Origin of the sequence: Sphingopyxis sp. H050, assembly GCF_001468265.1 — a bacterium.
Lineage (GTDB): Bacteria > Pseudomonadota > Alphaproteobacteria > Sphingomonadales > Sphingomonadaceae > Sphingopyxis.
The window spans coordinates 57,607-83,508 of the sequence record NZ_LNRZ01000001.1 but is presented as its reverse complement, the minus strand read 5'-3'; the positions used below and the strand labels follow the sequence as shown (position 1 = coordinate 83,508).

27 protein-coding genes and 1 pseudogene are annotated in these 25,902 nt (G+C 66.8%); 6 read left to right on the top strand and 22 right to left on the bottom strand.

The features are described from left to right. Positions 1 to 2 precede the first annotated feature (2 nt). From ATE67_RS00425 to ATE67_RS00385, 9 genes are all read right to left on the bottom strand, one after another. Positions 3 to 842: a hypothetical protein gene (locus tag ATE67_RS00425; RefSeq protein ID WP_231727994.1), complete on the bottom strand. Its 840-nt coding sequence runs from the start codon at positions 840 to 842 to the stop codon at positions 3 to 5. A 39-nt stretch (positions 843 to 881) separates the two neighbouring features. After that, entirely contained in the window at positions 882 to 1,592 is a 711-nt protein-coding gene (locus ATE67_RS00420; RefSeq protein ID WP_058814736.1) for a head GIN domain-containing protein, read from the bottom strand. Between the two features lie 43 nt (positions 1,593 to 1,635). Next, positions 1,636 to 2,388, bottom strand: coding sequence for a head GIN domain-containing protein (locus tag ATE67_RS00415; RefSeq protein ID WP_058814735.1), 753 nt, complete (start codon positions 2,386 to 2,388; stop codon positions 1,636 to 1,638). Between the two features lie 61 nt (positions 2,389 to 2,449). After that, entirely contained in the window at positions 2,450 to 3,100 is a 651-nt protein-coding gene (locus tag ATE67_RS00410) for an NrsF family protein (RefSeq protein WP_058814734.1), read from the bottom strand. Positions 3,101 to 3,102: 2 nt separating this feature from the next. Then, positions 3,103 to 3,624: a sigma-70 family RNA polymerase sigma factor gene (locus ATE67_RS00405; protein WP_058814733.1), complete on the bottom strand. Its 522-nt coding sequence runs from the start codon at positions 3,622 to 3,624 to the stop codon at positions 3,103 to 3,105. Next, positions 3,621 to 4,079, bottom strand: a complete 459-nt coding sequence (locus ATE67_RS00400; RefSeq protein ID WP_058814732.1) for a DoxX family protein — start codon at positions 4,077 to 4,079, stop codon at positions 3,621 to 3,623. The genes ATE67_RS00405 and ATE67_RS00400 overlap by 4 nt, the downstream gene beginning before the upstream one ends. A gap of 3 nt (positions 4,080 to 4,082) precedes the next feature. Beyond that, the gene (locus ATE67_RS00395; RefSeq protein ID WP_058814731.1) at positions 4,083 to 4,781 is read right to left on the bottom strand and encodes an HvfC/BufC family peptide modification chaperone; all 699 of its coding nucleotides are present in this window, start codon (positions 4,779 to 4,781) and stop codon (positions 4,083 to 4,085) included. Then, positions 4,774 to 5,634: an MNIO family bufferin maturase gene (gene bufB / locus ATE67_RS00390; RefSeq protein WP_058814730.1), complete on the bottom strand. Its 861-nt coding sequence runs from the start codon at positions 5,632 to 5,634 to the stop codon at positions 4,774 to 4,776. Before bufB ends, ATE67_RS00395 begins: the two co-directional genes overlap by 8 nt. Positions 5,635 to 5,636: 2 nt before the next feature. Further along, the gene (locus ATE67_RS00385; protein WP_058814729.1) at positions 5,637 to 5,933 is read right to left on the bottom strand and encodes a BufA1 family periplasmic bufferin-type metallophore; all 297 of its coding nucleotides are present in this window, start codon (positions 5,931 to 5,933) and stop codon (positions 5,637 to 5,639) included. 141 nt (positions 5,934 to 6,074) lie between these two features. Here ATE67_RS00385 and ATE67_RS00380 point away from each other — a divergent pair, with 141 nt between their 5' ends. The 5 genes from ATE67_RS00380 (at position 6,075) to ATE67_RS00360 (ending at position 10,999) form a co-directional block, all read left to right on the top strand. Continuing rightward, positions 6,075 to 6,551 carry a GreA/GreB family elongation factor gene (locus ATE67_RS00380; RefSeq protein ID WP_058814728.1) on the top strand — a complete coding sequence of 159 codons (477 nt, stop codon included), beginning with the start codon at positions 6,075 to 6,077 and terminating at the stop codon, positions 6,549 to 6,551. Beyond that, positions 6,548 to 6,727 (top strand): hypothetical protein, encoded by a 180-nt coding sequence (locus ATE67_RS00375; protein WP_054724496.1) that lies wholly within the window; start codon positions 6,548 to 6,550, stop codon positions 6,725 to 6,727. Before ATE67_RS00380 ends, ATE67_RS00375 begins: the two co-directional genes overlap by 4 nt. 7 nt (positions 6,728 to 6,734) lie before the next feature. Further along, the gene (locus ATE67_RS00370; protein WP_058814727.1) at positions 6,735 to 7,901 is read left to right on the top strand and encodes an NAD(P)/FAD-dependent oxidoreductase; all 1,167 of its coding nucleotides are present in this window, start codon (positions 6,735 to 6,737) and stop codon (positions 7,899 to 7,901) included. A gap of 148 nt (positions 7,902 to 8,049) precedes the next feature. Further along, complete coding sequence (locus tag ATE67_RS00365; RefSeq protein ID WP_058814726.1) at positions 8,050 to 9,912, top strand: DEAD/DEAH box helicase; 1,863 nt, start codon at positions 8,050 to 8,052, stop codon at positions 9,910 to 9,912. A 100-nt stretch (positions 9,913 to 10,012) separates the two neighbouring features. After that, a complete protein-coding gene (locus tag ATE67_RS00360) occupies positions 10,013 to 10,999 on the top strand; it encodes a quinone oxidoreductase family protein (protein WP_058814725.1) in 987 nt (328 codons plus the stop codon). 97 nt (positions 11,000 to 11,096) lie between these two features. Here the strand turns inward: ATE67_RS00360 and fghA are convergent, their stop codons facing one another. Both fghA and ATE67_RS00350 read right to left on the bottom strand, forming a co-directional pair. Then, on the bottom strand, positions 11,097 to 11,945 hold the full coding sequence (gene fghA / locus ATE67_RS00355) for an S-formylglutathione hydrolase (RefSeq protein WP_058814724.1): 849 nt from the start codon (positions 11,943 to 11,945) through the stop codon (positions 11,097 to 11,099). An 81-nt stretch (positions 11,946 to 12,026) separates the two neighbouring features. After that, positions 12,027 to 12,779 carry an SDR family NAD(P)-dependent oxidoreductase gene (locus ATE67_RS00350; RefSeq protein ID WP_058815196.1) on the bottom strand — a complete coding sequence of 251 codons (753 nt, stop codon included), beginning with the start codon at positions 12,777 to 12,779 and terminating at the stop codon, positions 12,027 to 12,029. Positions 12,780 to 12,903: 124 nt separating this feature from the next. Between ATE67_RS00350 and ATE67_RS00345 the strand changes: the two genes are divergently transcribed. Beyond that, positions 12,904 to 13,812 (top strand): LysR family transcriptional regulator, encoded by a 909-nt coding sequence (locus ATE67_RS00345; protein WP_058814723.1) that lies wholly within the window; start codon positions 12,904 to 12,906, stop codon positions 13,810 to 13,812. Here ATE67_RS00345 and ATE67_RS00340 read toward each other — a convergent pair. The 11 genes and pseudogenes from ATE67_RS00340 to ATE67_RS00290 all read right to left on the bottom strand — a co-directional run bounded on the left by ATE67_RS00340 (position 13,809) and on the right by ATE67_RS00290 (position 25,862). Continuing rightward, entirely contained in the window at positions 13,809 to 14,309 is a 501-nt protein-coding gene (locus ATE67_RS00340; RefSeq protein WP_058814722.1) for a prolyl-tRNA synthetase associated domain-containing protein, read from the bottom strand. The genes ATE67_RS00345 and ATE67_RS00340 overlap by 4 nt on opposite strands. A 6-nt stretch (positions 14,310 to 14,315) precedes the next feature. After that, positions 14,316 to 14,696 carry a VOC family protein gene (locus ATE67_RS00335; RefSeq protein ID WP_058814720.1) on the bottom strand — a complete coding sequence of 127 codons (381 nt, stop codon included), beginning with the start codon at positions 14,694 to 14,696 and terminating at the stop codon, positions 14,316 to 14,318. Positions 14,697 to 14,797: 101 nt separating this feature from the next. Then, a complete protein-coding gene (purU, locus tag ATE67_RS00330; protein WP_058814719.1) occupies positions 14,798 to 15,685 on the bottom strand; it encodes a formyltetrahydrofolate deformylase in 888 nt (295 codons plus the stop codon). Between the two features lie 104 nt (positions 15,686 to 15,789). Further along, entirely contained in the window at positions 15,790 to 16,902 is a 1,113-nt protein-coding gene (locus ATE67_RS00325; protein WP_058814717.1) for an S-(hydroxymethyl)glutathione dehydrogenase/class III alcohol dehydrogenase, read from the bottom strand. A gap of 597 nt (positions 16,903 to 17,499) precedes the next feature. Continuing rightward, positions 17,500 to 18,015, bottom strand: coding sequence for an SUKH-4 family immunity protein (locus tag ATE67_RS20895; protein ID WP_082660117.1), 516 nt, complete (start codon positions 18,013 to 18,015; stop codon positions 17,500 to 17,502). Between the two features lie 50 nt (positions 18,016 to 18,065). Then, positions 18,066 to 19,445, bottom strand: coding sequence for an L-serine ammonia-lyase (locus ATE67_RS00315; protein ID WP_058814713.1), 1,380 nt, complete (start codon positions 19,443 to 19,445; stop codon positions 18,066 to 18,068). Positions 19,446 to 19,659: 214 nt separating this feature from the next. Then, entirely contained in the window at positions 19,660 to 20,274 is a 615-nt protein-coding gene (locus ATE67_RS00310) for a superoxide dismutase (protein ID WP_058814711.1), read from the bottom strand. A 249-nt stretch (positions 20,275 to 20,523) separates the two neighbouring features. After that, positions 20,524 to 22,178 (bottom strand): annotated as a pseudogene (locus ATE67_RS00305) (cisplatin damage response ATP-dependent DNA ligase). Then, positions 22,175 to 23,188 carry a ligase-associated DNA damage response exonuclease gene (locus tag ATE67_RS00300; RefSeq protein WP_058814709.1) on the bottom strand — a complete coding sequence of 338 codons (1,014 nt, stop codon included), beginning with the start codon at positions 23,186 to 23,188 and terminating at the stop codon, positions 22,175 to 22,177. Before ATE67_RS00300 ends, ATE67_RS00305 begins: the two are co-directional and overlap by 4 nt. Then, a complete protein-coding gene (locus tag ATE67_RS00295; protein ID WP_058814707.1) occupies positions 23,188 to 24,615 on the bottom strand; it encodes a UdgX family uracil-DNA binding protein in 1,428 nt (475 codons plus the stop codon). Before ATE67_RS00295 ends, ATE67_RS00300 begins: the two co-directional genes overlap by 1 nt. After that, positions 24,612 to 25,862 (bottom strand): putative DNA modification/repair radical SAM protein, encoded by a 1,251-nt coding sequence (locus ATE67_RS00290; RefSeq protein ID WP_058814705.1) that lies wholly within the window; start codon positions 25,860 to 25,862, stop codon positions 24,612 to 24,614. The genes ATE67_RS00295 and ATE67_RS00290 overlap by 4 nt, the downstream gene beginning before the upstream one ends. Positions 25,863 to 25,902 lie beyond the last annotated feature (40 nt).

Sequence of the window (25,902 nt, the reverse complement as noted above, 5' to 3'; positions counted from 1 at the left end):
CCCTAGCGCCGACCCGTCGCGTAATCGATCCGGATCCGCACCCACGCGCCCACCTGCGACCGCCCGCCGAGGCGCGGCGGCCGGACGCGGAACTGCCACGCGGCGGCGAGGACAGCCCGGTTGATCTGCGATCCGCTGGGATACTCGTCGAGCGCGACGCAGTCCTCCACCCGGAAATCGGCGACGGTGCGGCACGCGATCAGACCCCAGCCGGGTCCATTCGCGGTGGAGAGATAGCCGCGCAGCTCACCATCGCTCGGCTCGCGATACCAGGCAGCGGCATAGAGCGGCTCGCCGTTGGGCGCCGTGCCCACGCGCTTTGTATCGCTGGAGGAGGAGGCGCCGCCGATATTGGGCGGGCCATAGACCGGGCCGGCGGGCGGCCGGGCGCTAGGGGGAATTTGCGGCGTCGGCGGCTGCTCGCTCGGCGTCGGAAGTTTTGGCGCGCTTTGCGGCTCGGCCGCCGGCGCGGGCAAGGGCTGGATCGGTGCCGGCGGCAGCGGTTGGGGCCGCGGCGATGTCGACGGCTCGTCGCTCCGTTCGCGCGGCTGGTTGTCGGGCTTGGGCGCTTCTTCCGAAATTTCGGTTGCCTCGAGGCTCACGACGGTGACGCGCGCGTCCTTGAACATGGGCGGCTTTTCCGCGCCCAGATAGAGCAGCAGGAACAGGAGGAGCGCGGGGATCAGAACCGACAGGCTCAGCGCCAGCGCGCGCCGCCCCGTCCCGATTGCGAGCTGATCGCCATAGGGCGCCGCGCGGACGGGGCTTAGCTGACTCAATCGCTGATAGAGGCGGGTCGGCAAGGTGCCGGGGCTATAATCGCGGGGGATGGAACGCGCCACCGCTTTGATCGGCGCGATCGTGCCGGGCGCCCGGCGATGCTATTTCTTGGCCCCGCAGGTCACCGATCCGCTGCCGATATTGCGGACGGTACACGCCGGCCGGCCCAGCACGACCGTCTGTCCGATCCCGCGCGCGGTGATCGCCGCGGTCTTGACCGCGCTCAATACATGGTCGCCCGCGCCCTCGCTGTCGCTGACCAGATCGTCGACGGCCAAGCGTCCGGCATCGAGCCTGTTCGCGCCCGACAGCGTCATCTGGCCGGCCTTCGCCTTGCCCGCGAGCGTCACGCTGCCGTTGCCGACCATCGCGACGTCCAGCCGGTCGGCGGCGATTTCGCCGACCGCCAGCGCGCCTGGGCCGCGCAGGCCGACCGCGACGCGCGCGCCTCGCAGTCGGTCGATGGTTAGCGACCCGGCCCCGGCGAGCGTCGCCGAGCGGAGGTTCGCGGCGTTGATGCGGATCGTCACGACGCCCTGCGGCGAGGCCCGCTCCTCGTCGCCCGCATATTTCTTTTCGCTGATCACCAGCCGCCCGTCGCGCGCCTCCAGCACAAGGCGGTCGAGCTCGCCCTGCGGCCCGGTCGCGATCGCGCTGACCGGCGCGCGCGTCGTCACCTCGACGACGACATCGGCATTGACCTCGATCACCTCGAAGCTGGTGAGGCCGTAACGCTTCTCGGCCGCCGTCGCGGGGCCGGTGAAAAGCAGGGCGGTGGCCGCGAATGCGGCCCAGCGCGAAAAACTGGTCATGGCGCCGCCTTAGCCCGGAAGGCATGGCGGCGCCAGCGACGCGTCACTTGCAGGTCGCAGTGCCCGATCCCAGCGCCTTGGTCGTGCATTTGCCGCCGCCGCTGATGTTCGCGTCGCCCGATCCCAGGATGCTGATATCGGCCGCGCCGGTCGCCTGCGCATCGACGTCGCCCGATCCGGTGATCGACACGTCGAGCGTGTCGGCGACCAAACCGTCGGCGTCGATGCTGCCCGATCCGGTGACGTTATAGCCGCCGGTGCCGATGGTGCCGCCGCCGATCTCGATATCGCCCGAACCGGAAATGGTGAGCTCGGCGCTTTTGCCCGTCAGCTTCGCGACCTTGAGGTCGCCCGACCCGGTGACGACCGCCTCGACCGCGTCGCCATCGACGGAGTCGGCGTCGATCGAGGCCGAACCGGTCAGCCGCAACGTGGTGAGTTTCGGCATGGTGATCGCGATCTGCAATCCATTGCCGTCATGGTCGCTGAAGGTGAAGCCCGAGCGCTTGCGGCCGATCGACAGCACATCACCGTCAAGCACGATCTCCAACTCGTCGATCTCGCCCTTCGATCCCTTGGCGGTGATCGCAAAGGCGTCGCCCTGACGGATGGTGACGTCGTCGGGGCCGGCGACCTTGACGCCGGTGAAACCCTTGAGGCCGAAGCTCTGCGTCACCGTCGGCCCGGCCTCCACCGTTCGCTTGCCGTCTGCCTTGTCCGACGTCACTTCGGCGCTGCAGGCGGTGACCGCCAGCGCGAAGGCCAGCGGAAGAGCGGTGATCGTCCAGTTACGCATGCCTCAATCTCCTTTGTGTGTTATACTGATAACACACAAAGGAGAGACTGTCCAGCGGCGCTTACCAGCGCAGCCAGCGCGGAAGGACTATCCGTCCGGCGACGCCCGAAAGCCCCACTGCCAGACCGTGCCAGAACGCGATATGAACCATGTCGCCCGACGAGCAATGGAGCGCGACGATCGTCGCTCCGGCGGCCCCCGCGGCAATCCCGATCACCCAGCCCGCGCGCGTGGGCGAGGTCGGCGCGCTGGCCTTGAGCCAGCAGAAGAGCGCCGCCCCGACGCCGAGGCCGGCGATCAGCCCATCGATCGTGCAGCGCAGGCCGTTCTGCGGCTTCATCGCTTCGATCGCCCCATGGCTGTCGCCGAAGCCCATGAAGATCGCGGTGAGCGGCAGCGCCAGGGAGGCCAAGCCCGCCCAGCGCCAGCCGCTATAGTCGCGCCCGACGCCGGGCAGGCCCATGCGCAGCGCACTCCACGCCGCCGACAGGCCGAGCGCGACGATCAGCCAGAAGGCGAGCATCGGCAGCGGTGCCATCATCGCGCCCGCCGCCAGATCGTGCCGCATGCCGAGCAGCCAGAGCAGGCCGGCGGCACCGATCAGCCAGCCCGCGGCGACCCACAGGCTGCCGAAGAGCAGGCGCCGAGGCTTTACGGGTTCCAGGTCGTCGGCCAGCCCGTCGATCAGCGCGTCGATCGATGCGTCGCTCATTGTCATTCGCTTTCAATCAATTGCGCGAGCTTCTTCAGCCCGCGGTGGATATTCACTTTGACCAGCGACTCGCTCTGGCCGCAAATCTTCGATGCCTCGGCGATCGAGGCGCCCTCGATCTTGACCAGCGTGATCGCCTGCGCCTGCTTCGGCGGGAGCAAGGTCATCAGATGGTCAATGCTGAGCCGCGCATGCACCGCCTCGTCTTCGGCGCCGACGGCGGCGTCATTGTCGCCGAGTTCGGCCTCGTCGCGCTGGCGGCGCAGCATGTCGATCCAGCGATAGCGCGCGATCGCGGCGAGCCAAGGCAGGAACGGTCGGCCCGAATCCCACGTCGCAAGCTTGCGGTGCATCGACACCAGCGTTTCCTGCACCAGATCGTCGATATGATGGGGGGCGATGCGGCGCGCGAAATAGCGCGACAGCCACTGGCGGCAATCGCCGAGCAGCGCGCGGTAGGCCGCACGGTCCCCCCGCTGCGAGGCGGCCATCAGGCGCGCGAGCGAAGGTTCGTCGAGGCTCATTTCGCACGCACCCTAGCAAGCAGCGCGTCGAGCGAAAACAGCCCGCCGCCGCGCACGATCAGGATCGCCGCCATCGCGACCCACAGCGAATGCACCGGCCACCAGGCATCGGGAAAGACGAAGATCTGGATGACCAAGGTCATCACCAGCAGCGCGCCGGCGGAGAAGCGGGTCGCGAGACCAAGGAGCAGCAGGATGGGAAAGAAATGCTCGGCATAGGTGGTCAGCGGCACCGCAATCACCGGGTCGAGCGGCAGCCCCGAAAATTCCGACGCGAACAGGTCGTATTGCGACGGGTCGATCTGCAGAAAACTGCCTTCGACCACCTTGGTCTGGCCCGAACGCCAGAAAACGCCGGCAAGCGCGAGGCGGAGCAGGAACAAGGCGATCGATTCGGGAATTCGGGACGCGGCGATCGCCACGCCGCGGTCGTAAAAGGCGACAATGCGATTCATCTCTCAAACCTTTTCAAATGCCCCTGCGTCGATCAGCGCGGCGATTGCGGCGCCACCGTCTGGATGCTGTTCGGCGAGCCGGGCGATCGGGTTACCGAGCGGCGAAATTTCCTTTGCCAGATCGAGCGCGGCGTCTTCGGCCGGGTGCAGCGCCAACAGCCGCACCTCGGCGGCTGGACGTATGACGAGCAGCGCGGTGGTCCCCGACGGCAGCGCGGCATCGACAACCGGCGCGGCATCGCTGGTCAGCGTGACGATCCGCGCAGCGGGGTGAAGACGAACCGGCAGGCGCAGCAGCGTCGCCTCATCCTGTCCCGCCAGGTCGGCAAGGCGCAGCGGATCGGCTTCGGCGGCATGATAGCTTTCGAGCCAGGCCCATTCGATGCACGCAACGTCCGCCGCGAGGGGATCAGCCAGCCACCCGGCGAAATCGCGGCCGATGTCCGGCAGCGCGAGCGCTTCGGCGCCGCCGCCCTCGACGAAGGCGCGCGACTGGCGATTGAATTCGGCGTCGCCCAGATGTTCGCGCGTCCGTGGAAACGTGTCTTCGAGCGCAACGAGCCGGGCGTGCGAAACGGTATTGGCATGGACGCTGAGGCCGCGCAGCACCGCCGCATCGTCGCCCGCGAACAACCCGGCGGGCAAATGATCGGGCCCATGCAGCAGCGTCGCCGCGATGGCCGTCTGTTCGCGCTCAAGCATCGACGGGTTCGATCAGCCGGCCGGCTGTCGCAGCTTCGGCCATCAGCACAGCGAAGTCGGGAACGTCGGTGTCCCATTCGACGAGCACCGGCTTCGGTCCCGCGCGCCGCAGAAAACGGACGAGCAAGTCCCAGCAGCTCGAACGCACCGGCGAGCCATGATCGTCGATCGCGATCCGGCCGCCCATATCGTCATCCTTGACCGCATGGCCGGCGACATGGATCTCGCCGACGAGCGCCGGATCGAAGGCATCGAGCCAGGGCGCGGGATCGAGCCCCAGATTGAACGCCGACACCTCGACATTGTTGATGTCGAGCAGCAGGCCGCAGCCGCTGCGGCGGCAGAGTTCGTGGAGGAATTGCACTTCGTCCCAATCGCTTTTCGCATAAGCGAGATAGCGCGAAGGATTTTCGATCAGCATGCTCCGGCCGAGCCGGTCCTGGACGCGGCCGACCTGCGCCGCGAAATGATCGAGCGCGGCGTGCGTGTAGGGAATCGGAAGCAGGTCGGGAAATTTGTCGTGCGGCCCGTTGCTCCAGCTGAGGTGGTCGGAGACCATCGCCGGCGCGTAGCGATCGCACAGCGCCGCGAGCGCTTCCAGTTCATCGGCGTCGACACCCGACGCCGAGCCCAGCGACAGCCCGACCGAATGAAAGCTGAGCGGCAGATACTCCGCGATCGCGGTCAGCCAGCGATGCGGTGGCCCGCCTGCGCCGAAGTAATTTTGGGGGTGAACTTCGACCCAGGCGGGCGCCGCCCCCCGCTCCGCCGCATCGAGCACGTCGGCATAGTGCCGGGATCGAAGCCCTATGCCGGCACGCGGCGGCAGCGAGTGTAGCGGGGGGACAGACAAGATCAGCCCTTCTTGGGAACCGGCTTCGCATTGCCCTTGTGCGCGGTCAGCGTGCCGCCCATCTTGACGCAGGTGCCGGCCTTGACACTCTTCCAGGCGTTGCCCTGATAGTCGACGGTCGCGGTGCCGGCGCAGCTCGTACCCGGACCCGCGGCGCAGTCGTTCTTGCCCTTCAGCGCAATGCCGAAGCATTTCTCCGTCTTGCCTTCGGCGGCGACGGCGGTGCTGCCGACCGCGTTCCCGGCGGCCATGGCGAGAATGGCCGAGGCGGCCAGCGACAGTTTCAGCGTGTTGGTCATGTGGATACTCCCTTGGAAAATGGATGATGCGGGGGATGGCATCGTCCATGGTTCGCGGGCGGGCGCGCCGTGGTTACGCGGCCACGCCTTTAAATCGCCACCTTCATGGGCCAGAGGCGCCCCTCAATCAGGAACCGGACGATGAGCGTAGCCTTCCGCCGCGAGAGCGACGACGAGCATAAAGAGCCCGAATATGAGCTGCCGATTCCGGTCGGCGCGAACCTTGTCACGCCTCGCGGACTGCGCCTGCTCGGCGAAGCGGTCGCGCGGCTCGAAGCCGCGGTCGCGGCCGAGACGGACGACGACGCGCGCAAGAAGCTGCAGCGTCAGCTTCGCTATTTCAACACCCGCAAGGCGACCGCCGAAGTCCAGGCGCCGGTGGAAGACGACGTCGTCCGCATCGGCAGCCGCGTGTCCTATGCCCTGAACGGTGCCGAACGCACGGTGACGATCGTCGGTCACGACGAGGCCGATCCCACCGCGGGCCGCATCGCCTTTACCGCGCCCTTGGGCCGCGCCTTGATGGGCGCCGAAGCGGGTGACATGGTCGAATTTCAGGGCCGCGAGGATGCCATCACCGTCCTCGCCGCCGCCGCCGATCCGGAGGTCATGGCATGAAGGACAAGTTCGAACGCCACAAACAGCCCTGGACCGCGGCCGAGATCGACAAGCTCCACACGCTCGCCAAGAAGGGCATGGCGCTGAAGGCTATCGCGAAAGCGCTTACCCGCAGTGAGGAATCGGTGAAGGTCCGCGCCAAGGCCGACGGCCTGTCGATCGCAAAGCTTCACTAGACGTCACATGACGAGTTACGACGCCATCGTGCTGGGTGCCGGCGCGGCCGGACTGATGTGCGCCGCGGTCGCGGGGCAAAGGGGCCGGCGCGTCCTGTTGCTCGACCACGCCGACCAGGTCGGCAAGAAAATCCTCATTTCGGGGGGCGGCCGCTGCAATTTCACCAACATCCACACCGCACCCGACCGCTATATCTCGGCGAACCCGCATTTCGCCAAGTCGGCGCTCGCGCGCTACACACCCGCCGACTTCATCGCGCTCGTCGACCGCTACGGCATCGCGCACCATGAAAAGACGCTCGGCCAGCTCTTCTGCGACGGCTCGGCGAAGCAGATCGTTGCGCTGCTGCTCGAGGAATGCGCGAAAGGCGCCGTCGACGTCCGCTGCGGCCAGCCGGTGGGCGGGGTGACGCACGCGGACGGCAGTTTCACCGTTCGATTTGGCGAGCTGTCGTTTACGGCGCCCAATCTCGTCATCGCGACCGGCGGGCCGTCGATCCCGAAAATGGGAGCGACCGGCTTTGCCTATGACCTCGCTCGCCGGTTCGGGCTCAAGGTGGTTGAGCCGCGCCCGGCGCTCGTCCCGCTGACGCTCGGCGGCGACGATGTGTTGTTCCGCGACCTGTCGGGCGTCGCAACGCCCGTCGAGGCGCGCGCGGGCAAGGCGGCCTTTCGCGAGGCCGCGCTCTTCACGCACAAGGGCCTCTCCGGCCCAGCGATCCTCCAGATCAGCAGCTATTGGCGTCATGGCGAGCCGGTGACGATCGATTTCCTGCCCGACGCCGGGCCGGGCTGGCTGGTCGAAGCCAAGCGCACAAGGCCGCGCGCAACGCTCGCCTCGGCGATCGCCCTCCCCGACCGCCTCGCGCAGACGCTTGCCGATCGGCTCGCGCTCCCCGGCGAACTTGGCGCGCAGACCGACCGCAAGCTCGCCGAGGCCGAGGCGCGCCTCGCGCGCTGGGCCTTTCACCCCAACGGCACCGAAGGCTTCGCGAAGGCCGAGGTTACCGTCGGCGGAATTTCAACCGCAAACCTGTCCTCGCAATCAATGATGGCCAAAAGCGTCCCGGGACTGTATGCGGTCGGCGAAGCCGTGGACGTCACCGGGTGGCTGGGCGGCTATAATTTTCAATGGGCATGGGCCAGCGGACACGCGGCGGGCCAAGCTCTTTAGGAAAAACCCAAACAATTCCTCGTCATGCTGAATGCAGTTTCAGCATCCACGACCCAATTGTTCGGAACCGGGCATCAGACCCGAACCGAATCCCGGGCGGCGAAGAACAAACCACGGCAGCTTTGCCGCACAGGATAAGAAGAACAACATGCCTTTCGATACGCTTTCTCCCGTCCTTTCGGACGCCCTTACCGCGCGCGGCTATGAAGCGCTCACCCCCGTCCAGTCGCAGGTCACCGAAGCCGAAGCCAAGGGCCGCGACCTGCTCGTTTCGGCGCAGACCGGCTCGGGCAAGACCGTCGCCTTCGGCCTCGCGATGGCCGACGAGCTGATCGAGGGTGATCGCCTGCCCTTCGCCACCTCGCCGCTCGCGCTGATCGTCGCACCGACGCGCGAGCTCGCGCTGCAGGTCAGCCGCGAACTCGGCTGGCTCTATGCCAAGGCCGGCGCGCGCATCGCGACCTGCGTCGGCGGCATGGACGCCAGCAAGGAACGCCGCGCATTGGGTCAGGGCGTGCAGATCGTCGTCGGCACGCCGGGACGCCTGCGCGATCACCTCGAACGCGGCGCACTCGACCTGTCGGCGCTCCGCGTCGCGATCCTCGACGAGGCCGACGAAATGCTCGACATGGGCTTTCGCGACGACCTCGAGGAAATCCTCGACGCCACCCCGGCGACGCGCCGCACCTTGCTGTTCTCGGCAACACTGCCGAAGCCGATCGTCCAGCTCGCCAAGCGCTACCAGCAGGATGCCTTGCGCATCTCGACCGTCGGCGAAGACCGCGGCCATGGCGACATCGCCTATCAGGCGGTAACCGTCGCCCCAGCCGATATCGAGGGCGCGGTCGTCAACCTGCTCCGCCTCCACGATGCCGAAACCGCGATGCTGTTCTGCGCGACGCGCGACAATGTCCGCCGCCTGCACGCGAGCCTCGTCGAGCGCGGCTTCTCCGCGGTTGCCCTGTCCGGCGAGCATAGCCAGAACGAACGCAACCACGCGCTGCAGGCGCTGCGCGACCGCCGCGCCAAGGTCTGCGTCGCGACCGACGTCGCCGCGCGCGGTATCGACCTGCCGACGCTCAGCCTCGTCATCCACGTCGAAATTCCGCGCGATGCCGAGGCGCTCCAGCACCGTTCGGGCCGCACCGGCCGCGCGGGCAAAAAGGGCACCGCGGTGATCATCGTCCCCTATCCGCGCCGCCGCCGCGTCGACGGCATGCTGCGCGGGGCGCGCATCAACGCCGAATGGATGGATGCGCCGACCGCCGCCGACGTGCGCAAGCGCGATCAGGAACGGCTGATGGAAAAGCTGCTCACCCCGGTCGAGCATGAGGCCGAGGATATCGAGCTCGCCCAGCGCCTGATGGCCGAGCGCACCCCCGAGGACATCGCCGCGTCGCTCGTGCAGGCGCACCGCGCGCTCATGCCGCCGCCCGAGGATCTGCTCGACAATGGCCCGCGCGGGCGCGATGCCACTGGCCGCCCCGAGCGCGGCGAGCGTTTCGAACGTCCCGAACGCGGCGGAGACCGTCGCGAAGGGTTCGAGGATGCGGTGTGGTTCCGCCTCAACATCGGGCGCCATCAAAACGCCGACCCCCGCTGGATCCTGCCGCTGCTTTGCCGCCGCGGCCATGTGAGCAAGAACGAGATCGGCGCGATCCGCATCGGTCCCAAGGAGACGATGTTCAACATCCCGCGCGCGATCGCCGACCGCTTTGCCGAGGCGGTGGTGCGCACGGCCAATCAGGACGGCGAAGACGACAGCGGCGTCGCGATCACCCCCGCACCCGACGGCCCGACCTATCCGCCGCGCCGCGACAAGAGCCCGCGCGACAAGGGTCCGCGCGACGGCGCCCCGCGCAGCACGCTTGGCCGCGCGCCGGGCGGCGACCGCGGCTTCGGCGATCGTTCGGGTCCGCGCGGTCCGCGTGGTCCGGGCGCGCCGGGCGGCAATGACCGCTACAAGCCCAAGCCCTACGGCCAACGCAGTCCGCGCCGTCCGTCGAAGTGAGCCATAAACCCCTCCCCCGACGGGGAGGGGCTTTTGCCGCAGCGCCCTTGCGCTCTATGTTCCGGTCCACCAGATGGTCCGGACAGCAGGAGAGCGGCGCATGAAAGCGATCGAAGCCTTTATCGAAAGCCAGGGCGGACCCGAGGTCATCGACTGGCGCGAGGTGACGCTCGGCGAACCCGGCCCGGGACAGGTGCTGCTCCGCCAGACCGCGGTCGGGCTCAACTATCTCGACATCTATCACCGCGACGGGACTTATCCGGTTGAACTGCCAGGCGGCCTCGGCGTCGAATCCGCCGGCGAGGTGGTCGCGGTCGGCCCCGACGTCCATGGCTTCCAGCCCGGCGATCGCGCCGCGACCTTCGGCCCCGAACGCAATGCCTACGCCAGTGCGCGGATGATTGGCGCGGCGTCGCTGTTCAAGCTTCCCCCTGATATCGACGACGAAACCGCCGCCGCCGGGCTGCTGAAAGCGTGCACGGCCGAGATGCTCGTCGAGCGCTGCGCCAAGGTCGAGGCCGGCTGGCCGGTGCTCGTCCACGCTGCGGCGGGCGGGGTCGGGCTGATCCTCGTCCAATGGCTGAAGGCGATCGGCGCGACGGTGATCGGCACCGTCAGCACCGAAGCGAAAGAACATGCCGCGCGCGAGGCCGGCGCCGACCATGTCATCCGCTACAAGGCGGACGATGTCGCCGCGCATGTTCGCGAAATCACCGACGGCCAGGGCGTGCCCGTGACCTTCGACGGAATCGGCATGGCGACCTGGGCGAGCTCATTGAAGGCCACGGCGCGGCGCGGGCTGATCGTCAGCTATGGCAATGCCGGCGGCGCGGTGACCGGGGTCAACCTCGGCGTCCTCGCCCAGCACGGCTCGCAATTCGTGACGCGCCCGACGCTGTTCGACTATTATCTCCACCCCGGCGAGCGCGCCGCGGGCGCCGCGCGCGTGTTCGAGATGATCGAGAGCGGGGCGGTGAAGATTACGGTCGGCCAACGCTATTCGCTGGAGGACGCGGCCCGGGCGCATGCCGATCTGGAGGCAGGGCGGACGACGGGGTCAAGCCTGTTGATCCCCGAGCACCGCTAGATTTCCGTTCGCATCGAGCGAAGTCGAGATGCCGTGAAGCCAAGCACGACGATGGGTGTCTCGACTTCGCTCGACACGAACGGGCACTACAGGCAGCTCAAGCCTTCAACCTTTCCGCATGCCACGCGACATGCTCGGCCATGAAGGTCGAGATGAAATAATAGCTGTGGTCGTATCCAGGCTGCATCCGGATCTCCGCTTTTTGTCCGTTGCGTTCGCAAGCCTCGACCAGCAGCTCGGTCTTGAGCTGGTCGGCGAGGAAGGTATCGGCATCGCCTTGGTCGACGAGCAGGTCGGGCACGCGCAGCCCCTGATCGAGCAGCATGCACGCGTCATAGGCATACCAGTCCTCGCGATTGTCGCCGAGATACCCGGTCAGCGCTTTCTCGCCCCACGGACATTGCGACGGCGCCACGATCGGCGAAAAGGCCGAGACCGAGCGGAAGCGGTCCTGATTACGCAGGCCAATGGTCAGCGCACCGTGCCCGCCCATCGAATGGCCGGTGATCGCCTGCCGCGTCAGGTCGGCGCTCGCGAAATTGCGGAGCACCAGCGAGGGCAGCTCGTCCTCGATATAGGAGCGCATCCGGTAGTTCTTCGCCCACGGCTCCTCGGTCGCGTCGACATAGAAGCCCGCGCCGAGCCCGAAATCCCATGCGCCCTCGGGATCGTCGGGAACCCCCTCGCCGCGCGGGCTGGTATCGGGGGCGATTAAGATGACGCCATGCTCGGCGCAGGCGGCGCGATATTCGCCCTTCTCCATCACATTGGCGTGGGTGCAGGTCAGCCCCGAAAGATACCAGAGCACCGGCAGCTTGGCACCGGGCGCGTGGTCGGGGACATAGACGGCAAAGGTCATATCGGTGCCGGTGGTGGTGCTGGCATGTTTATACACGCCTTGCGTACCGCCATGGCTGCGGACGGTGGAGAGGGTTTCAATGGGCATCACGCCTTGTGACGCGCGCGCCCGAAACGCGCAACCCCGCCGTCCGCGCGGGACGACGGGGCCGGACGAAAATCGGGCCGATCAAATCTGGGCGAACCCGCCGTCGACGAAGAGCTCGACACCATTGACATAGCTCGCAGCATCCGAGGCCAGGAAGGCCGCAACCTTGCCAATTTCGCGCGGTTCGGCAAGGCGGCCGAGCGGAACCCCGGCCGACAGACCCGCCTCGAACTCGTCCCATCCGGCATCGCCGCCGGCCACCCCGTGCAGGCCCGGTGTCCGCGTGCCGCCGGGCGCGAGAACATTGACCCGGATCTTGCGGTCCTTGAGGTCGAGGATCCAGCCGCGCGCGAAGTTGCGGATGGCGGCCTTGGTCGCGCTATAGACGCTGAAGGCCGGCAGTGCGCGGGTCGAGCTGGTCGATCCGGTCAGGATCACCGACGCGCCGTCGCGCAGCAGCGGCAGCGCCTTCTGCACCGTGAACAGCGTCGCCTTCACATTGAGCCCGAAGGTCTTGTCGAAATCCTCCTCGCTGATCGCGCCGAGCGGCGCGAAGCTGCCACCGCCCGCGTTGGCGACGAGGATGTCGATCGGCGCGCCATGCTGCTGGACGACGTCATAGAGGCGGTCGAGGTCGGCGAAGCTGGTGACGTCGCCCTGCACACCGACGGCGCCATGGCCGATCGCCTTGACGGCGGCGTCGAGTTCTTCCTGCCGGCGACCCGTCACGAACACCTTTGCGCCCTGCGCGGCGAGTTCCTGCGCGATGCCGAGGCCGATACCGCTGTTCCCACCGGTCACGACCGCCACTTTGCCCTTGAGATCATAGGTCATGGTCATTCTCCTTATCCGCGGCGGCGAACCGTTCGCCGTCCGATGAAAAGGAGATAATTGCGCAACGATACGAGCTGTAGTCGGCAATATTGACACTTATCGTTCTATCAATAGAACGATAATCATGCAGGACCTCAATGATCTGCGCTACTTCGATGCGGTGGTGACGAACGGCGGTTTCGCGCCCGCAGGCCGCGCGCTGCGCCTTCCCAAATCGAAGCTCAGCCGCCGCATCGCGGCCTTGGAGGAGAGGCTGGGTGCGCGCCTCATCGAACGCTCGTCGCGGCGCTTCCGCGTCACCGACATCGGCCTTGCCTTCCACGCGCAAGCCCAACTGGCGGTGGCCGCGGCCGAGCGTGCGGAGGCGCTGGTCGAGGCGAGCCTCAGCGAACCGCGCGGCACCGTGCGCATGGCGTGCCCCACCGGCCTCGTCGCGATCGTGTCCGACCTGATCCCCGAGTTCCTGACGCTCTATCCCAAGGGGCATGTGCAGATCGTCGCCGCCGACCGCCCCGTCGACATCATCGCCGAGCGGATCGACGTCGCGCTCCGCGTGCGCGTCAAGCTCGACAGCGATGCCGCGCTGACGATGCGGACGCTGGCGCACAGCCGCCGCATCCTGATTGCCAGCCCCGCGCTCGCGAACCGGATGGCGGGCCGCGGGATCGAGGCGCTCGCCGACACGCCCACGCTCAGTTCGTCGGGCGAGGATGGCGAGGTGGTCTGGCGGCTCGAAGGTCCTGGGGGCACGATCGAGAATGTCCGCCACACCCCGCGCCTCAGTTGCGGCGATTTCACCGCGATCCGCGCCGCCGCGCTCGCGGGCCTTGGGGTCGCGATGCTGCCCGACCACGCCTGCGCCGCCGAACTGCGCGCCGGAACGCTCGTCCATGTCCTGCCCGAATGGCGGAGCGAGGATGGGATCGTCCATCTCGTCTTCACCACGCGCACGGGATTGCCGCCGCTCGTGCGCGCATGGATCGACCATCTGGCCAAGGGGTTCAAGAACCCCGCGCTGTTCGGGGGCCGCTAGCCGGCTTGCGCGGGAATCGCCGCCACCAGCGGCGCATGCCCCCAATGCCGCAGCAGGCGCAGGATCGCCGGGCCCGACAGGCCGAGCGTGCCGGTGTTGCGCAGCGGGTGGACGTTGACCGTGTCCGCCGCCGCCAGCCTCTCGTCGAGTGCAACGGTGATACTGCCCGGCCGCGCATTGATGGCAGCCAGCGGCGTCACCGAGCCGGGCGCAACGCCGAGCAGCCGTTGCATGTCGTCGGCCTTGCCGAAGCTCACCCGCTTGCTGCCGATCGCCGCGGGCAAGGCTTTCAGGTCGACGCGTGCTTCGGATGGCACCGTCACCAGCCAGAAGGCGCCGCCATTGTCCTTGAGAAAGAGGTTCTTGGTGTGCGCACCGGCGATCGCGGCGTTCACCGCGTCGCTTTCGGCAACGGTGAACACCGCGACATGCTCATGGGCGGCGAAGGGGATCGCGAGGTCCTTCAGATCGTCCAGCAACCCCGCTTCGCCGCGCATAAAGCCTCAGACGACGCGGTGCAGCGCGCAGAGCTTGTTGCCCGACGGATCGCGCAGATACGCCAGATAGAGCTGGCCGAAACCGCCTTCGCGCACCCCCGGCGGATCTTCGATCGAGGTGCCGCCGTTGGCGACGCCCGCGTCGTGCCACGCCTTGGCCTGTTCGGGGCCTTCCATCGCGAAACCGATCGTGCAGCCGTTGCCCGCGGTCGCCGGCTGGCCGTCGATCGGCGCCGTGACCAGGAAGAGGCCGCCATTGTGCATGTAGATCAAGCGCCCCTTGTCATCGACGATCCCCGGCTTGCCGCCGATCGCCTGGAAGGTCGCGTCATAGAATTTCTTCGACGCCTCGATGTCGTTCGATCCGACCATATTGTGACTGTACATGGCTTCCGCTCCTCCTGATTATGGTTGCGATTCGATACCTAACCCGCCTGCCCGGTCGGGGCCAGCCACGATCATGTTTTCGGTTCACCGGAAATGCCGAATCAGCGGAAGACCACCGTCTTTCGTCCGTCGATCAGCACGCGCTGCTCGGCGACCCAGCGCACCGCGCGCGCCAACACTTGCGCCTCGACGTCGCGGCCGATGCGGATCAGATCGTCGACGCTGTCGCGGTGATCGACGCGCTCGACCGCCTGTTCAATGATCGGCCCCTCGTCGAGGTCGCTGGTCACGAAATGCGCGGTCGCGCCGATCAGCTTGACCCCGCGCTCGTGCGCGCGGTGATAGGGCTTCGCGCCCTTGAAACCCGGCAGGAAGCTGTGATGGATGTTGATGCAGCGGCCTGCAAGCTTTGCCGACAGGTCGGACGAGAGCACCTGCATATAGCGCGCGAGCACCAGATAGTCGGCGCCGCTGCGCGCCATCAGGTCCAGGATGCGCGCTTCCTGTTCGGCGCGGTTGGCGTCGCTGACCGGGAAATGGTGGAACGGTACGCCATGCCATTCGCTGAGGCGCCGCTGATGCTCGTGGTTCGACACCACCGCGACGATGTCGATCGCGAGGTTGCCGGTCGACCAGCGGTGGAGCAGGTCGTTGAGGCAATGGCTGCCCTGCGACACCGCGATGACGAAGCGCGGCTTGGCGGCGCGGTCGCTGATCCGTGCATCCATCGCGAAACGCTCGACGATCGGCGCGAACGCCGCCTGCACGCCCGCGAAATCTGCCGGGAAGCGCGGCCCCGCCCCGCGAAATTCGACGCGCATGAAGAAGCGTCCCGAATCGAGGTCGGCATATTGCTGGCTGTCGAGGATGAAGCCGTCGCGCTCCGCCAGCAGCCCGGTGACCGCGGCGACGATGCCCACCGCGTCGGCGCAGCTGAAGGTCAGGACATAGGGTCCGGTCAAATTCTTCCTCCCTCGACCGGCCAACATCAAAATCCGCTCGCCCTGAGCTTGTCGAAGGGCCGTCCTTCTCTCCGGCGCCCTAGAACGAAGGACGGTGCTTCGACAAGCTCAGCACGAGCGGAAAATAAGTATTAGAACACCACCACACTGCGAATACTCTCCCCCGCATGCATCAGGTCGAACCCCTTGTTGATCTCTTCCAGCCCCATGACGTGGGTGATCATCGGGTCGATCTCGATCTTGCCAGTCATATACATGTCGACGATCTTCGGCACGTCGGTGCGGCCCTTCGCGCCGCCGAAGGCGGTGCCGCGCCAGTTGCGGCCGGTGACGAGCTGGAACGGGCGCGTCGCGATTTCCTTGCCCGCCTCGGCCACGCCGATGATGATCGAGGTGCCCCAGCCGCGGTGGCAGGCTTCGAGTGCGGTCCGCATCACTTCGGTATTGCCCGTCGCGTCGAAGGTGTAATCGGCGCCGCCGTCGGTCATCTGGACGATCGCGGCGACGACATCCTCGCGGCTCGTCCCCTTCGAATTGAGGAAATCGGTCATGCCGAACTTGCGGCCCCATTCCTCGCGCGCGGAGTTGATGTCGACGCCGATGATCTTGTCGGCGCCGGCGAGGCGCGCGCCCTGGATCACGTTGAGCCCGATGCCGCCCAAACCGAAGACGACAACATTGTCGCCGACCTGCACCTTCGCGGTGTTGATCACCGCGCCGACGCCGGTCGTGACGCCGCAGCCGATATAGCAGCTCGACTGGAAGGGCGCGTCCTCGCGGATCTTCGCGACCGCGATCTCGGGCAGCACGGTGAAGTTCGAGAAGGTCGAGCAGCCCATATAATGGAAGATCGGCTGGCCCTTGTAGCTGAACCGCGTCGTGCCGTCGGGCATCAGCCCCTTGCCCTGCGTCGCGCGGATCGCGGTGCAGAGGTTGGTCTTGCCGGAAAGGCAGCTTTTGCACTGGCGGCATTCGGGGGTGTAGAGCGGGATCACATGGTCGCCGGGCTTCACGCTGGTGACGCCCGCGCCGACCTCGCGCACCACGCCCGCACCCTCATGCCCCAGCACGCTCGGAAAGATGCCCTCGCTGTCGAAGCCGTCGAGCGTATAGGCGTCGGTATGGCAGATGCCCGTCGCCATGATCTCGACCAGCACCTCGCCCGCCTTCGGGCCTTCCAAATCGAGTTCGACGATTTCGAGCGGCTTCTTCGCTTCGAACGCAACGGCGGCGCGGGTCTTCATGGCGGATCTCCTTCTCGCTGCGCGCCATCCGCCAAATGCGGCGGCAATGCAAGATGCGGATAATCCTCCCTGTGGCCAAAGGTCATGGGGAGGGGGACCGCGCCCGCAGGGCGTGGTGGAGGGGCAGCGACGCTCGCGCCCTTGCCCCTCCGTCAGCGGCTGCGCCGCTGCCACCTCCCCATCGCTGCGCGACAGGGAGGATTAGGGGGGGGCGCGTCGGTCCTTAAAGCGACAAAGGATACGGACGTGCAGCGCGAAACTGTCTCCTTTGTCGCTTTAAGCGAAGGCCCGAATATCGACTGATTCAAAGACCCGAAGCGGAGGCTGGCAGAGCGAAATAATGTAGGAAACCCCCTTTTGAGGCCCCCTGTTTCGTCACCCCGGACTTGATCCGGGGTCCATGACGTCGGCGCTACAATGGATCCCGGATCAAGTCCGGGATGACGAGGGAGTTAGGTCGCTCTCAATCCGCTGCGCCCGCAGGAGGAGCCGATCTGGGCGGTCTATCCGCAGCGCCGCCATCTGCTGCCGAAGTTGCGGCTGCTGATCGACAAATTGCACGAGGAATTGCCGGGGGCGTTGCGGCGGAGTGAGGCGCTATAGACAGCGCAATTCGCCTGACCACATATGGTTTGGACGCAGGCATTGAGGATCGAGTTGTCGCAGAAAGTCTGCAAACCTTTTCCGCAGAACTTCAGGAAGCTCTCCGTCAAAGTCCGCATCCTGCGCCGCTTCGGCAATAAGCTCTCGATAGCGAAGCAAGGCTTCCGCAAGAGTCTCAACATCCTTGTTTACGTATCTCGGTTCGAAACCCCCATCATGATCGAGAATGAGGACCGTGCCTTCGGCATCGAGCACAATCGGATCGCCACTCCCATCCGATCCTATCGGCAGACAAGAATTAAGATGTTCTGGAAGAGCTCCTTCAGGAACCCAATCAAGAGAACTCTTACCGAAGCTGAGGCAAGGCGCAGCTTCGGTCGGCAATCCGGCAGCCGTCAGAAAATGCTCTGCTTCATTTGGCACTTGTGAGACCGCGAAATCATCATCAGTGTAGCGATAGACCGTGTCTCCGCCCGCTTCCCAAGCAGCTTTAAAATCTTGCGCGTTCATAGTGGCGTTATGCGAACTGTTGGATGCACTGGCAACCAGCTAGTCTAATCTCAACACTCCACCACACTAACCGCCAGCCCGCCCTTCGACGTTTCCTTATATTTGTCGCGCATGTCGCGGCCCGTTTGCAGCATCGTCGCGATCACCGTGTCGAGGCTCACCACATGTGTGCCGTCGCCGATCATCGCGATGCGGCTCGCGTCGATCGCCTTGATCGCGCCCATCGCGTTGCGCTCGATGCACGGGATTTGCACCAGCCCGCCGATCGGGTCGCAGGTGAGGCCGAGGTTGTGCTCCATGCCGATTTCGGCGGCGTTCTCGACCTGCGCGTTGGTGCCGCCGAGCGCCGCCGTGAGTCCCGCCGCCGCCATCGAGCAGGCGACGCCGACCTCGCCCTGGCAGCCGACCTCGGCGCCCGAGATGCTGGCGTTGCGCTTGTAGAGCGCGCCGACCGCGCCCGCGGCGAGCAGGAAGGTGCGCACCCCCGCCGCGTCGCCGCGATAGCTGCGCTTGTAATAGCGGATCACCGCCGGGATGATCCCCGCCGCGCCGTTGGTCGGCGCGGTGACGACCTTGCCGCCCGCGGCATTTTCCTCGTTCACCGCCATCGCCCACAGGTTGATCCAGTCCATCATCGCCATCGGATCGGACAGATTCTGCTCGTGCCGCGCGCGGATGTCGGCGGCGATCTGCGGCGCGCGGCGCTTGACCTTCAGCCCGCCGGGCAGCACCCCCATGCTCGAACAGCCGGCGTCGATCGACGCGTCCATCGCGCCGGCGATCGCATCGAGCCCCGCCTCGACCTCTGCGAGGCCGCGATGGACCAGCTCGTTTTCGAGCATCATTTCGGCAAAGCTCTTGCCCGATGCCTCGCCCATGCTCAGCAGGTCGGCGCCCGAGGTGAAGGCGAAGGGCAGTTCGACCTCATCCTCCGCGCCGCGGCTGTTGCGCCCCGCTTCGTCCTCGTCGACGACGAAGCCGCCGCCGATGGAGAAATACATGCGCTTGGCGAGGATCTCGCCCGCCGCGTCGCGCGCGGTGAAGCTCAGCGCGTTGCTGTGGAACGGCTGGCGCTGGCGCATCTGGAAATGCAGGTCGCTCGCCGGCTGGAAGCGGACGCGCTGGCGTCCGAGCAGATAGAGGAAGCCTTCGCTGGTCGCGCGATCCCAATGCGCCTTGATCGCGGCGAGGCTGGTCGAGGCGGGGATTTCGCCCGCGAGCCCCGCGACGATGGCGGTGTCGGCGGCGTGGCCCTTGCCGGTCAGCGCGAGCGAGCCGTAGAGGTCGGCCTCGACATGCGCGGTCCTGGTGAGCAGCGCCTGCTCGTCGAGCCAGACGGTGAAGCGCCGCGCCGCCACCATCGGCCCGACCGTATGCGAGCTGGAGGGGCCGACACCGATTTTGAAGAGTTCGAACAGGCTGATCGTCATCGCGCGCCTATACGCGGATCGCGATCAGCGGGATAGGCCGCGCGGGTCAAATTTCGTTACGAGGAATATCAAATCCTCCCTGTGGCGAAGCCATGGGGAGGTGGCAGCGCCAAGCGCTGACGGAGGGGCCACGCCGTGGCGTCCTCGCCCCTCCACCATCGCCTTCGGCGACGGTCCCCCTCCCCACGGCTACGCCGCAGGGAGGATCATATATTTACGCCGGATAGGTCCAGGTCGCCTCGCGCGCGAAATTCTCCGCCGCGAAATCCCAGTTGAGCAGCTCGTCGACCACCGCGTCGACATAGGCGGGGCGCAGATTCTTGCGATCGATATAATAGGCATGTTCCCACACGTCGATCACGACGAGCGGCTTGATGCCCGCGGTCAGTTCGGTGCCCGCGTCGTGCGTATCGGTGACCGACAGCGTGCCGTCGCGCGCGACGAGCCACGCCCAGCCCGACGCGAAATGATTGACCGCGGTATCCTTGAGCTTCTTCTTGAGGTCATCCAGCGACCCGAAATCGCGCTCGATCGCGGCGAGCAGGTCGCCCTTGGGCTCGGTCTTCGCCGGGCTCAGGCTTTCCCAATAGAAGGCATGATTCCACGCCTGCGCCGAATTGTTGAACAGGCCCTTGTTGCCCGATCCTTCGGCGTGATGGACGATTTCCTCGAGGCTCTTGTCGGCCAGCTCGGTGCCCTCGATCGCGGCGTTGGTCTTGTCGACATAGGCCTTGTGATGCTTGCCATGGTGCGTCGCCAGCGTGTCGGCCGAGATGTGGGGCTCGAGCGCGTCGAGCGCATAGGGGAGAGGAGGATGGGCGATCGTCATGGCAGTCTCCATTTTATTATGAGGGTGTTTGCGGCCTTTAACTCGGTATCGCGCGGGTGGGTTGCAAGGTCGTGACGGGGAATTTTTCCTTTCGCCTGCGTCAAAAACTCCCGTGTTCCCCCGCAAGGGTGTTGGGAGTCACGTGCCTCCCAACACGGCCCTCACGGGTCGGCTCGAATTTCACGGACGGGCGATGGACCCCCGCCTTCGCAGGGGAACACAAACAAAAAGATGGGATGGCAAAAGAGGCTAAGTCACCATCGCCTGCAGCGTCGCGATCCGGTCGGCCTCTTCGGCGGGCTTGTCGCGGCGGATGCGCGAAATGCGCGGGAAGCGCATCGCGAGACCCGACTTGTGGCGCTTCGACGCGTGGATCGAATCGAAGGCGACCTCGAGCACCAGCGATTTTTCGACCTCGCGCACCGGGCCGAAGCGGTTCAGCGTGTTGTCGCGCACGAACTTGTCGAGCCATTTCAGCTCCTCATCGGTGAAGCCCGAATAGGCCTTGCCGACGGGCAGCAACTCGCCGTCGTCGCTCCAACAGCCGAAGGTATAGTCCGAATAGAAGCTCGCGCGGCGGCCGTTGCCGCGCTGGGCATACATCATGACGCAATCGGCGGTGAGCGGATCGCGTTTCCATTTGTACCAGAGCCCGGCGCGCCGCCCCGCGACATAGGGTGCATCGCGGCGCTTGAGCATCACCCCCTCGATCGCGGCGTCGCGCGCGCCGGCGCGGCGTTCGGCGAGGTCGTCGAAGTCTGCGGCGTCGATCACCTGCGACAGGTCGAAATGGCTCGTGGCGAGGCGCGGAACGAAGGCTTCCAACTGCCGCCGCCGTTCGGTCCACGGCAGCGCGCGCAGGTCGTTGCCGTCGACGGCTAGCAGGTCGTATACGCGGACGAAGGCCGGATAATCGGCGAGCATTTTCTTCGACACGACCTTGCGGCCGAGCCTTTGTTGCAGCGCATTGAAGCTCGCGGCTTCGCCCCCCTGCACCTCGCCGCGCACGAGCAGTTCGCCGTCGATCACCGCATCCTGATCGAAGGCCGCGACCAGCTCCGGGAACGCCCCGCTGATCTCCTCGCCGCCACGGCTGTAGATGCGCGTCTCGCTGCCGCCCCGCACGATCTGGACGCGGATGCCGTCCCATTTCCACTCGGCGGCATAGTCGGCGAGGTCGACCGTCCCTTCCTCCAGCGGATGCGCGAGCATGAAGGGGCGGAAGAAGGCCACGTCGGCGAGGTCGGGCCGCTCCGCCCTGCCCTCACCCCAGGCGAACAGCGGCGCATAGGGCGGCGGGATCGCGTGCCACAGCTCCTCGACATCGTCGACGGGCACATCGAACGCCTGCGCAAACGCCTGTTTCGCAAGCCGCGCCGACACCCCGACGCGCATCCCGCCGAGCGCGATCTTCAGCAGCGCGTAGCGTCCGTCGGCATCGAGGCGGTCGAGCAGCGAGGCGACGACTGCGGGGGCATCGCTGCGGGTGGCGGCGGAGAGGGCGTCGACGGCTTCGGAAACGCTTAAGCCCCTCCCCTTCAGGGGAGGGGTTGGGGTGGGGCCTGTCGAGGTTAGTCCGGCCTGACATGCCCGGAGCCCTTGACTCCCTCCCCTGAAGGGGAGGGAGTCAAGGGCTCCGGCCACAGCAGCGCCGCCGTCTCCGCCGTGTCACCCACAAAATGCCGCGACAGGCGGAACAATTCCTCGTCCACGCGGGTCGCCAGCAACGCCCTGACCGTTCCCGCCTTCACCGCAGGAAAATCGAGGCTCTCGGTCAGCGCCGCGATCGCCCAGCCGCGATCGGGGTCGGGCGTGTGGCGGAGATAGTCGACGATCAGCGCGAGCTTGCTGTTGCGCGAACGCGTGTAGATCAGCCGGTCGATGAGGGCCGCGAAGCGCTTCACGCCTCCTCCTCCAGATCGCGCCCGACGAGGTGGAGCGCGCGCGCCTTGCGCTGATGCAATTCGCACCAGCGGAGCAGCCCGTCCTCGCTGCCATGGGTGATCCAGCTTTCGTTCGGGTTCACCTCCGAAATCGTCGTCGTGAGTTCGTCCCAGTCGGCATGGTCCGAAATCACCAGCGGCAGTTCGACCATCCGCTGCCGCGCGCGCTGGCGCACGCGCATCCACCCCGACGCCATCGCGGTCACCGGATCGGGCAGCCGCCGCGACCAGCGGTCATTGAGCGCCGAGGGCGGCGCGAGGACGATCTGCCCCGCCATCTCGGCCTTGTCGGTCTCGCTCACCAGCCGCAGTTCGCCGAGGTCGACGCCGTGGAGCGCGTAGAGGTTGCACATCTTCTCGAGCGCGCCGTGGATATAGATGGGCGCGGCCCACCCCGCGCCGCGCAGCTCCGCAATCACCCGCTGCGCCTTGCCGAGCGCATAGGCGCCGACGAGCACCGAGCGGTCGGGCTCGGCGCGCACCGCGCCGATCAGCTTGGCGATCTCATCCGACGTGGGCGGGTGGCGGAACACCGGCAGGCCGAAGGTCGCCTCGGTGACGAAGATGTCGCACGGCACGACCTCGAACGGGGCGCAGGTCGGGTCGGCGCGGCGTTTGTAGTCGCCGGTAACGACGATCCGCTCGCCCGCATATTCCATCAGGACCTGCGCGCTGCCGAGCACATGGCCGGCGGGATGGAAGCTGAAGCGCACCCTGCCACGCTCGAACCCGTCGCCGTAGGGGAACGCCTGGTTATGGCTCGCCTCGGCATCGACGCCATAGCGCAGCGCCATGATCGCCAGCGTCTCGGGCGTCGCGAACACCGCGCCATGGCCGCTGCGCGCATGGTCGGCGTGGCCGTGCGTCACCGCGGCGCGCTCGACGGGACGCGACGGGTCGATCCACAGGTCGGCGGGCTTGACGTAAATGCCGCTGGGGTGCGGCTCTATCCAGTGTTTCGCCTTCGCCATCAGGCGGCGAGTTTCCGGGCGAGCGCCAGATCGGCAACGAACATCTCGCGCTCCTTCGCCGCCCGCTCGCGGTCGGGCAGGCGCAGCAGGAAGGAGGGATGGATCGTCGCGATCAGCTTCGTGTCCCCTTCCAGCTCGTGCACCGCACCGCGCATCGACTTGATGCTCGCGCTCTTCCCCGTCACCCCGCGCAGCGCGCTCGCGCCCAGCGTGACGATGATGTCGGGCTGCACCAGCGCGCGCTCCTTGTCGAGCCACCAGCGGCAGATATCGATCTCCGCCGTTGTCGGATTCTGGTGCAGCCGCCGCTTCCCGCGCGGCTCGAATTTGAAATGCTTGACCGCGTTGGTGAGGAACAGCCGGCGCCGCTCGAGCCCCGCCTCGTACAGCACCTCGTTCAACAGCTGCCCCGCAGGCCCGACAAAGGGCTTGCCCTCCAGATCCTCGCGGTCGCCGGGCTGTTCGCCGACGAGCATGATCTTCGCCGCCCCCGGCCCCTCGCCCGCGACGGCCTGCGTCGCGTTGCAATGGAGCGGACAGCGCGTGCAGCGGCTCACCGCTGTCGCCAAATCGGCCAGCGTCCCGATCTCGTCGCCGAAGGTCAATTGGTCCTGCACACGCGTCCGCCACTTGCCGGTCAAAGGGTTCGCGACCGAAACGGCCGTCGCGCGCATGCGTTCCACCCGCGCCTCGGCGCCCGCGATCAGCGGCGCGATATCCTGCGCCTCGGGCAGATTCTTCCAATATTTCTTGGGCATCTCGGCGCGCATCGCGTCGATCTTGACCCGCGCGGGATTGAAGATCGCGCCATAATAAGTGCGCCACTGATCCTCGACGACGTCGCTGTCGGGCACCTCGTCCTTCGTCCCGCCGGGCCCGTAGGTCAGCGTCTCGTCCTGCCAGATCGCGCGCGCATCCGGGGTCAGGATCGCCCAGTCCATGCCGTAGAAGCGGCGCTGGAAAAAGGGCGCGGTCAGCCGGAGGATGCGATGCGTCGGCTCGAACCAGGCCGCGAAACTTTCGCGTCCTTCCTCTTCGCCCAGCCGGCGAAAGCGGACGAAGGCGTGCATCTTGTGGACATCGCGGCGGATCGCCTTGTCGGCCTTGCGCAGCCAGTCGACTTCCGGGTCGGTCGTCCGCGCGAGCAGCTGCCGGTCGTGCAGCGCGCGCCAGACGAGGCGATAGAGCCGCGCCGGCACTTCGGCATCGCGGTGACAGATCACGCGCTCGGCGATCTGGACGAGTTCGCGCGGCAGGCTGAGCCGGCCCGCGGGCGCCGCGGTCGCCTCATCGCCGAACAGCGACGCGCCCTCTGCACTGCCGCGCCAGCTCACATCGTCCGGCGCCACGCCGCCCGCGAGCAGCCCGCGCGCCGCACTCCGCCACTCGGCGAAGTCGCCGGGCACCGTCAGCACCACCTCCCTCACAGCGCGAGCGCCAGCTGCTCGGCGGGCGGCGCAAAGCGGGCGCGCAGATCGGCGCTGTCGGTGAGCTTGCCCGGCCGCCAGTCGGGCGTGACGATGAAGGGCAGGACCTTCTTCACCGACGCCGTCAGCTTCGCGAGGTCGCCGAGCCTGAGCTTGCCCAGCCGCCGCGCCGCGACGATGCGGTCGACGGCGCGCGTCCCCAGCCCCGGCACGCGCAGCAGCATCTCGCGCGGCGCGCGGTTGATATCGACCGGAAACGCCTCGCGCCGCATCAGCGCCCAGGCGAGCTTGGGATCGATCGCGAGGTCGAGCATCCCGCCGCTCGCGCCCTCCATGATCTCCGCGCGCTCGAAGCCGTAGAAGCGCAGCAGCCAGTCGGCCTGATAGAGCCGATGCTCGCGCATCAGCGGCGGCCGGACCGGCGGGAGGTCGCTGCTCGCATCGGGGATCGGGCTGTATGCCGAATAATAGACGCGGCGAAGGCGATAGCCCGAATAGAGGTTCGTCGCGGTCTTCAGGATATCGTCGTCGCGCGCCGCGTCCGCGCCGACGATCATCTGCGTCGATTGGCCCGCGGGCGCAAAGCGCGGCGGCTTCGCCTTGCCGATCAGCCGGCTCTTCGCCGCCTCGATGGCGTCGTCGGCGCCGACGCGCACCGACGCCATCGTCTTGCGGATCGTCTCGGGCTTTTTCTCGGGCGCGAAACTTTGCAATCCCTCTTCGGTCGGCAGCTCGACATTGGTCGACAGGCGATCGGCGTAAAGGCCTGCGAGCGCAAGCAGCCCCGGATCGGCACCGGCGATGGTTTTCAGATGGATGTAGCCCCCGAACCGATGCTCCTCGCGCAGGATGCGCGCGACCTCGACGAGCTGCTCCATCGTATAATCTTCGGAGCGGATGATCCCCGAGGAGAGGAACAGCCCCTCGATATAGTTGCGCTTGTAGAAATCGAGCGTCAGCCGCACCACCTCCTGCGGGCTGAACCTGGCACGCTCGACGTTGCTCGACGCGCGGTTGATACAGAAACGACAGTCGTAGATGCAGAAGTTGGTGAGCAATATCTTGAGCAGCGAGATGCAGCGGCCGTCGGGCGCATAGCTGTGGCAGATGCCCATTCCCTCGGTCGAGCCGATGCCCTTGGTGCCGACCGAATCGCGCTTCACCGTTCCCGACGAAGCGCAGGACGCGTCATATTTCGCCGCATCGGCCAGCACCGCCAGCTTTTCGAGAATCGGTTTCGCGGACATAGCCCATGCCTAGCATGAGAACATAGAGCGAACAATTATC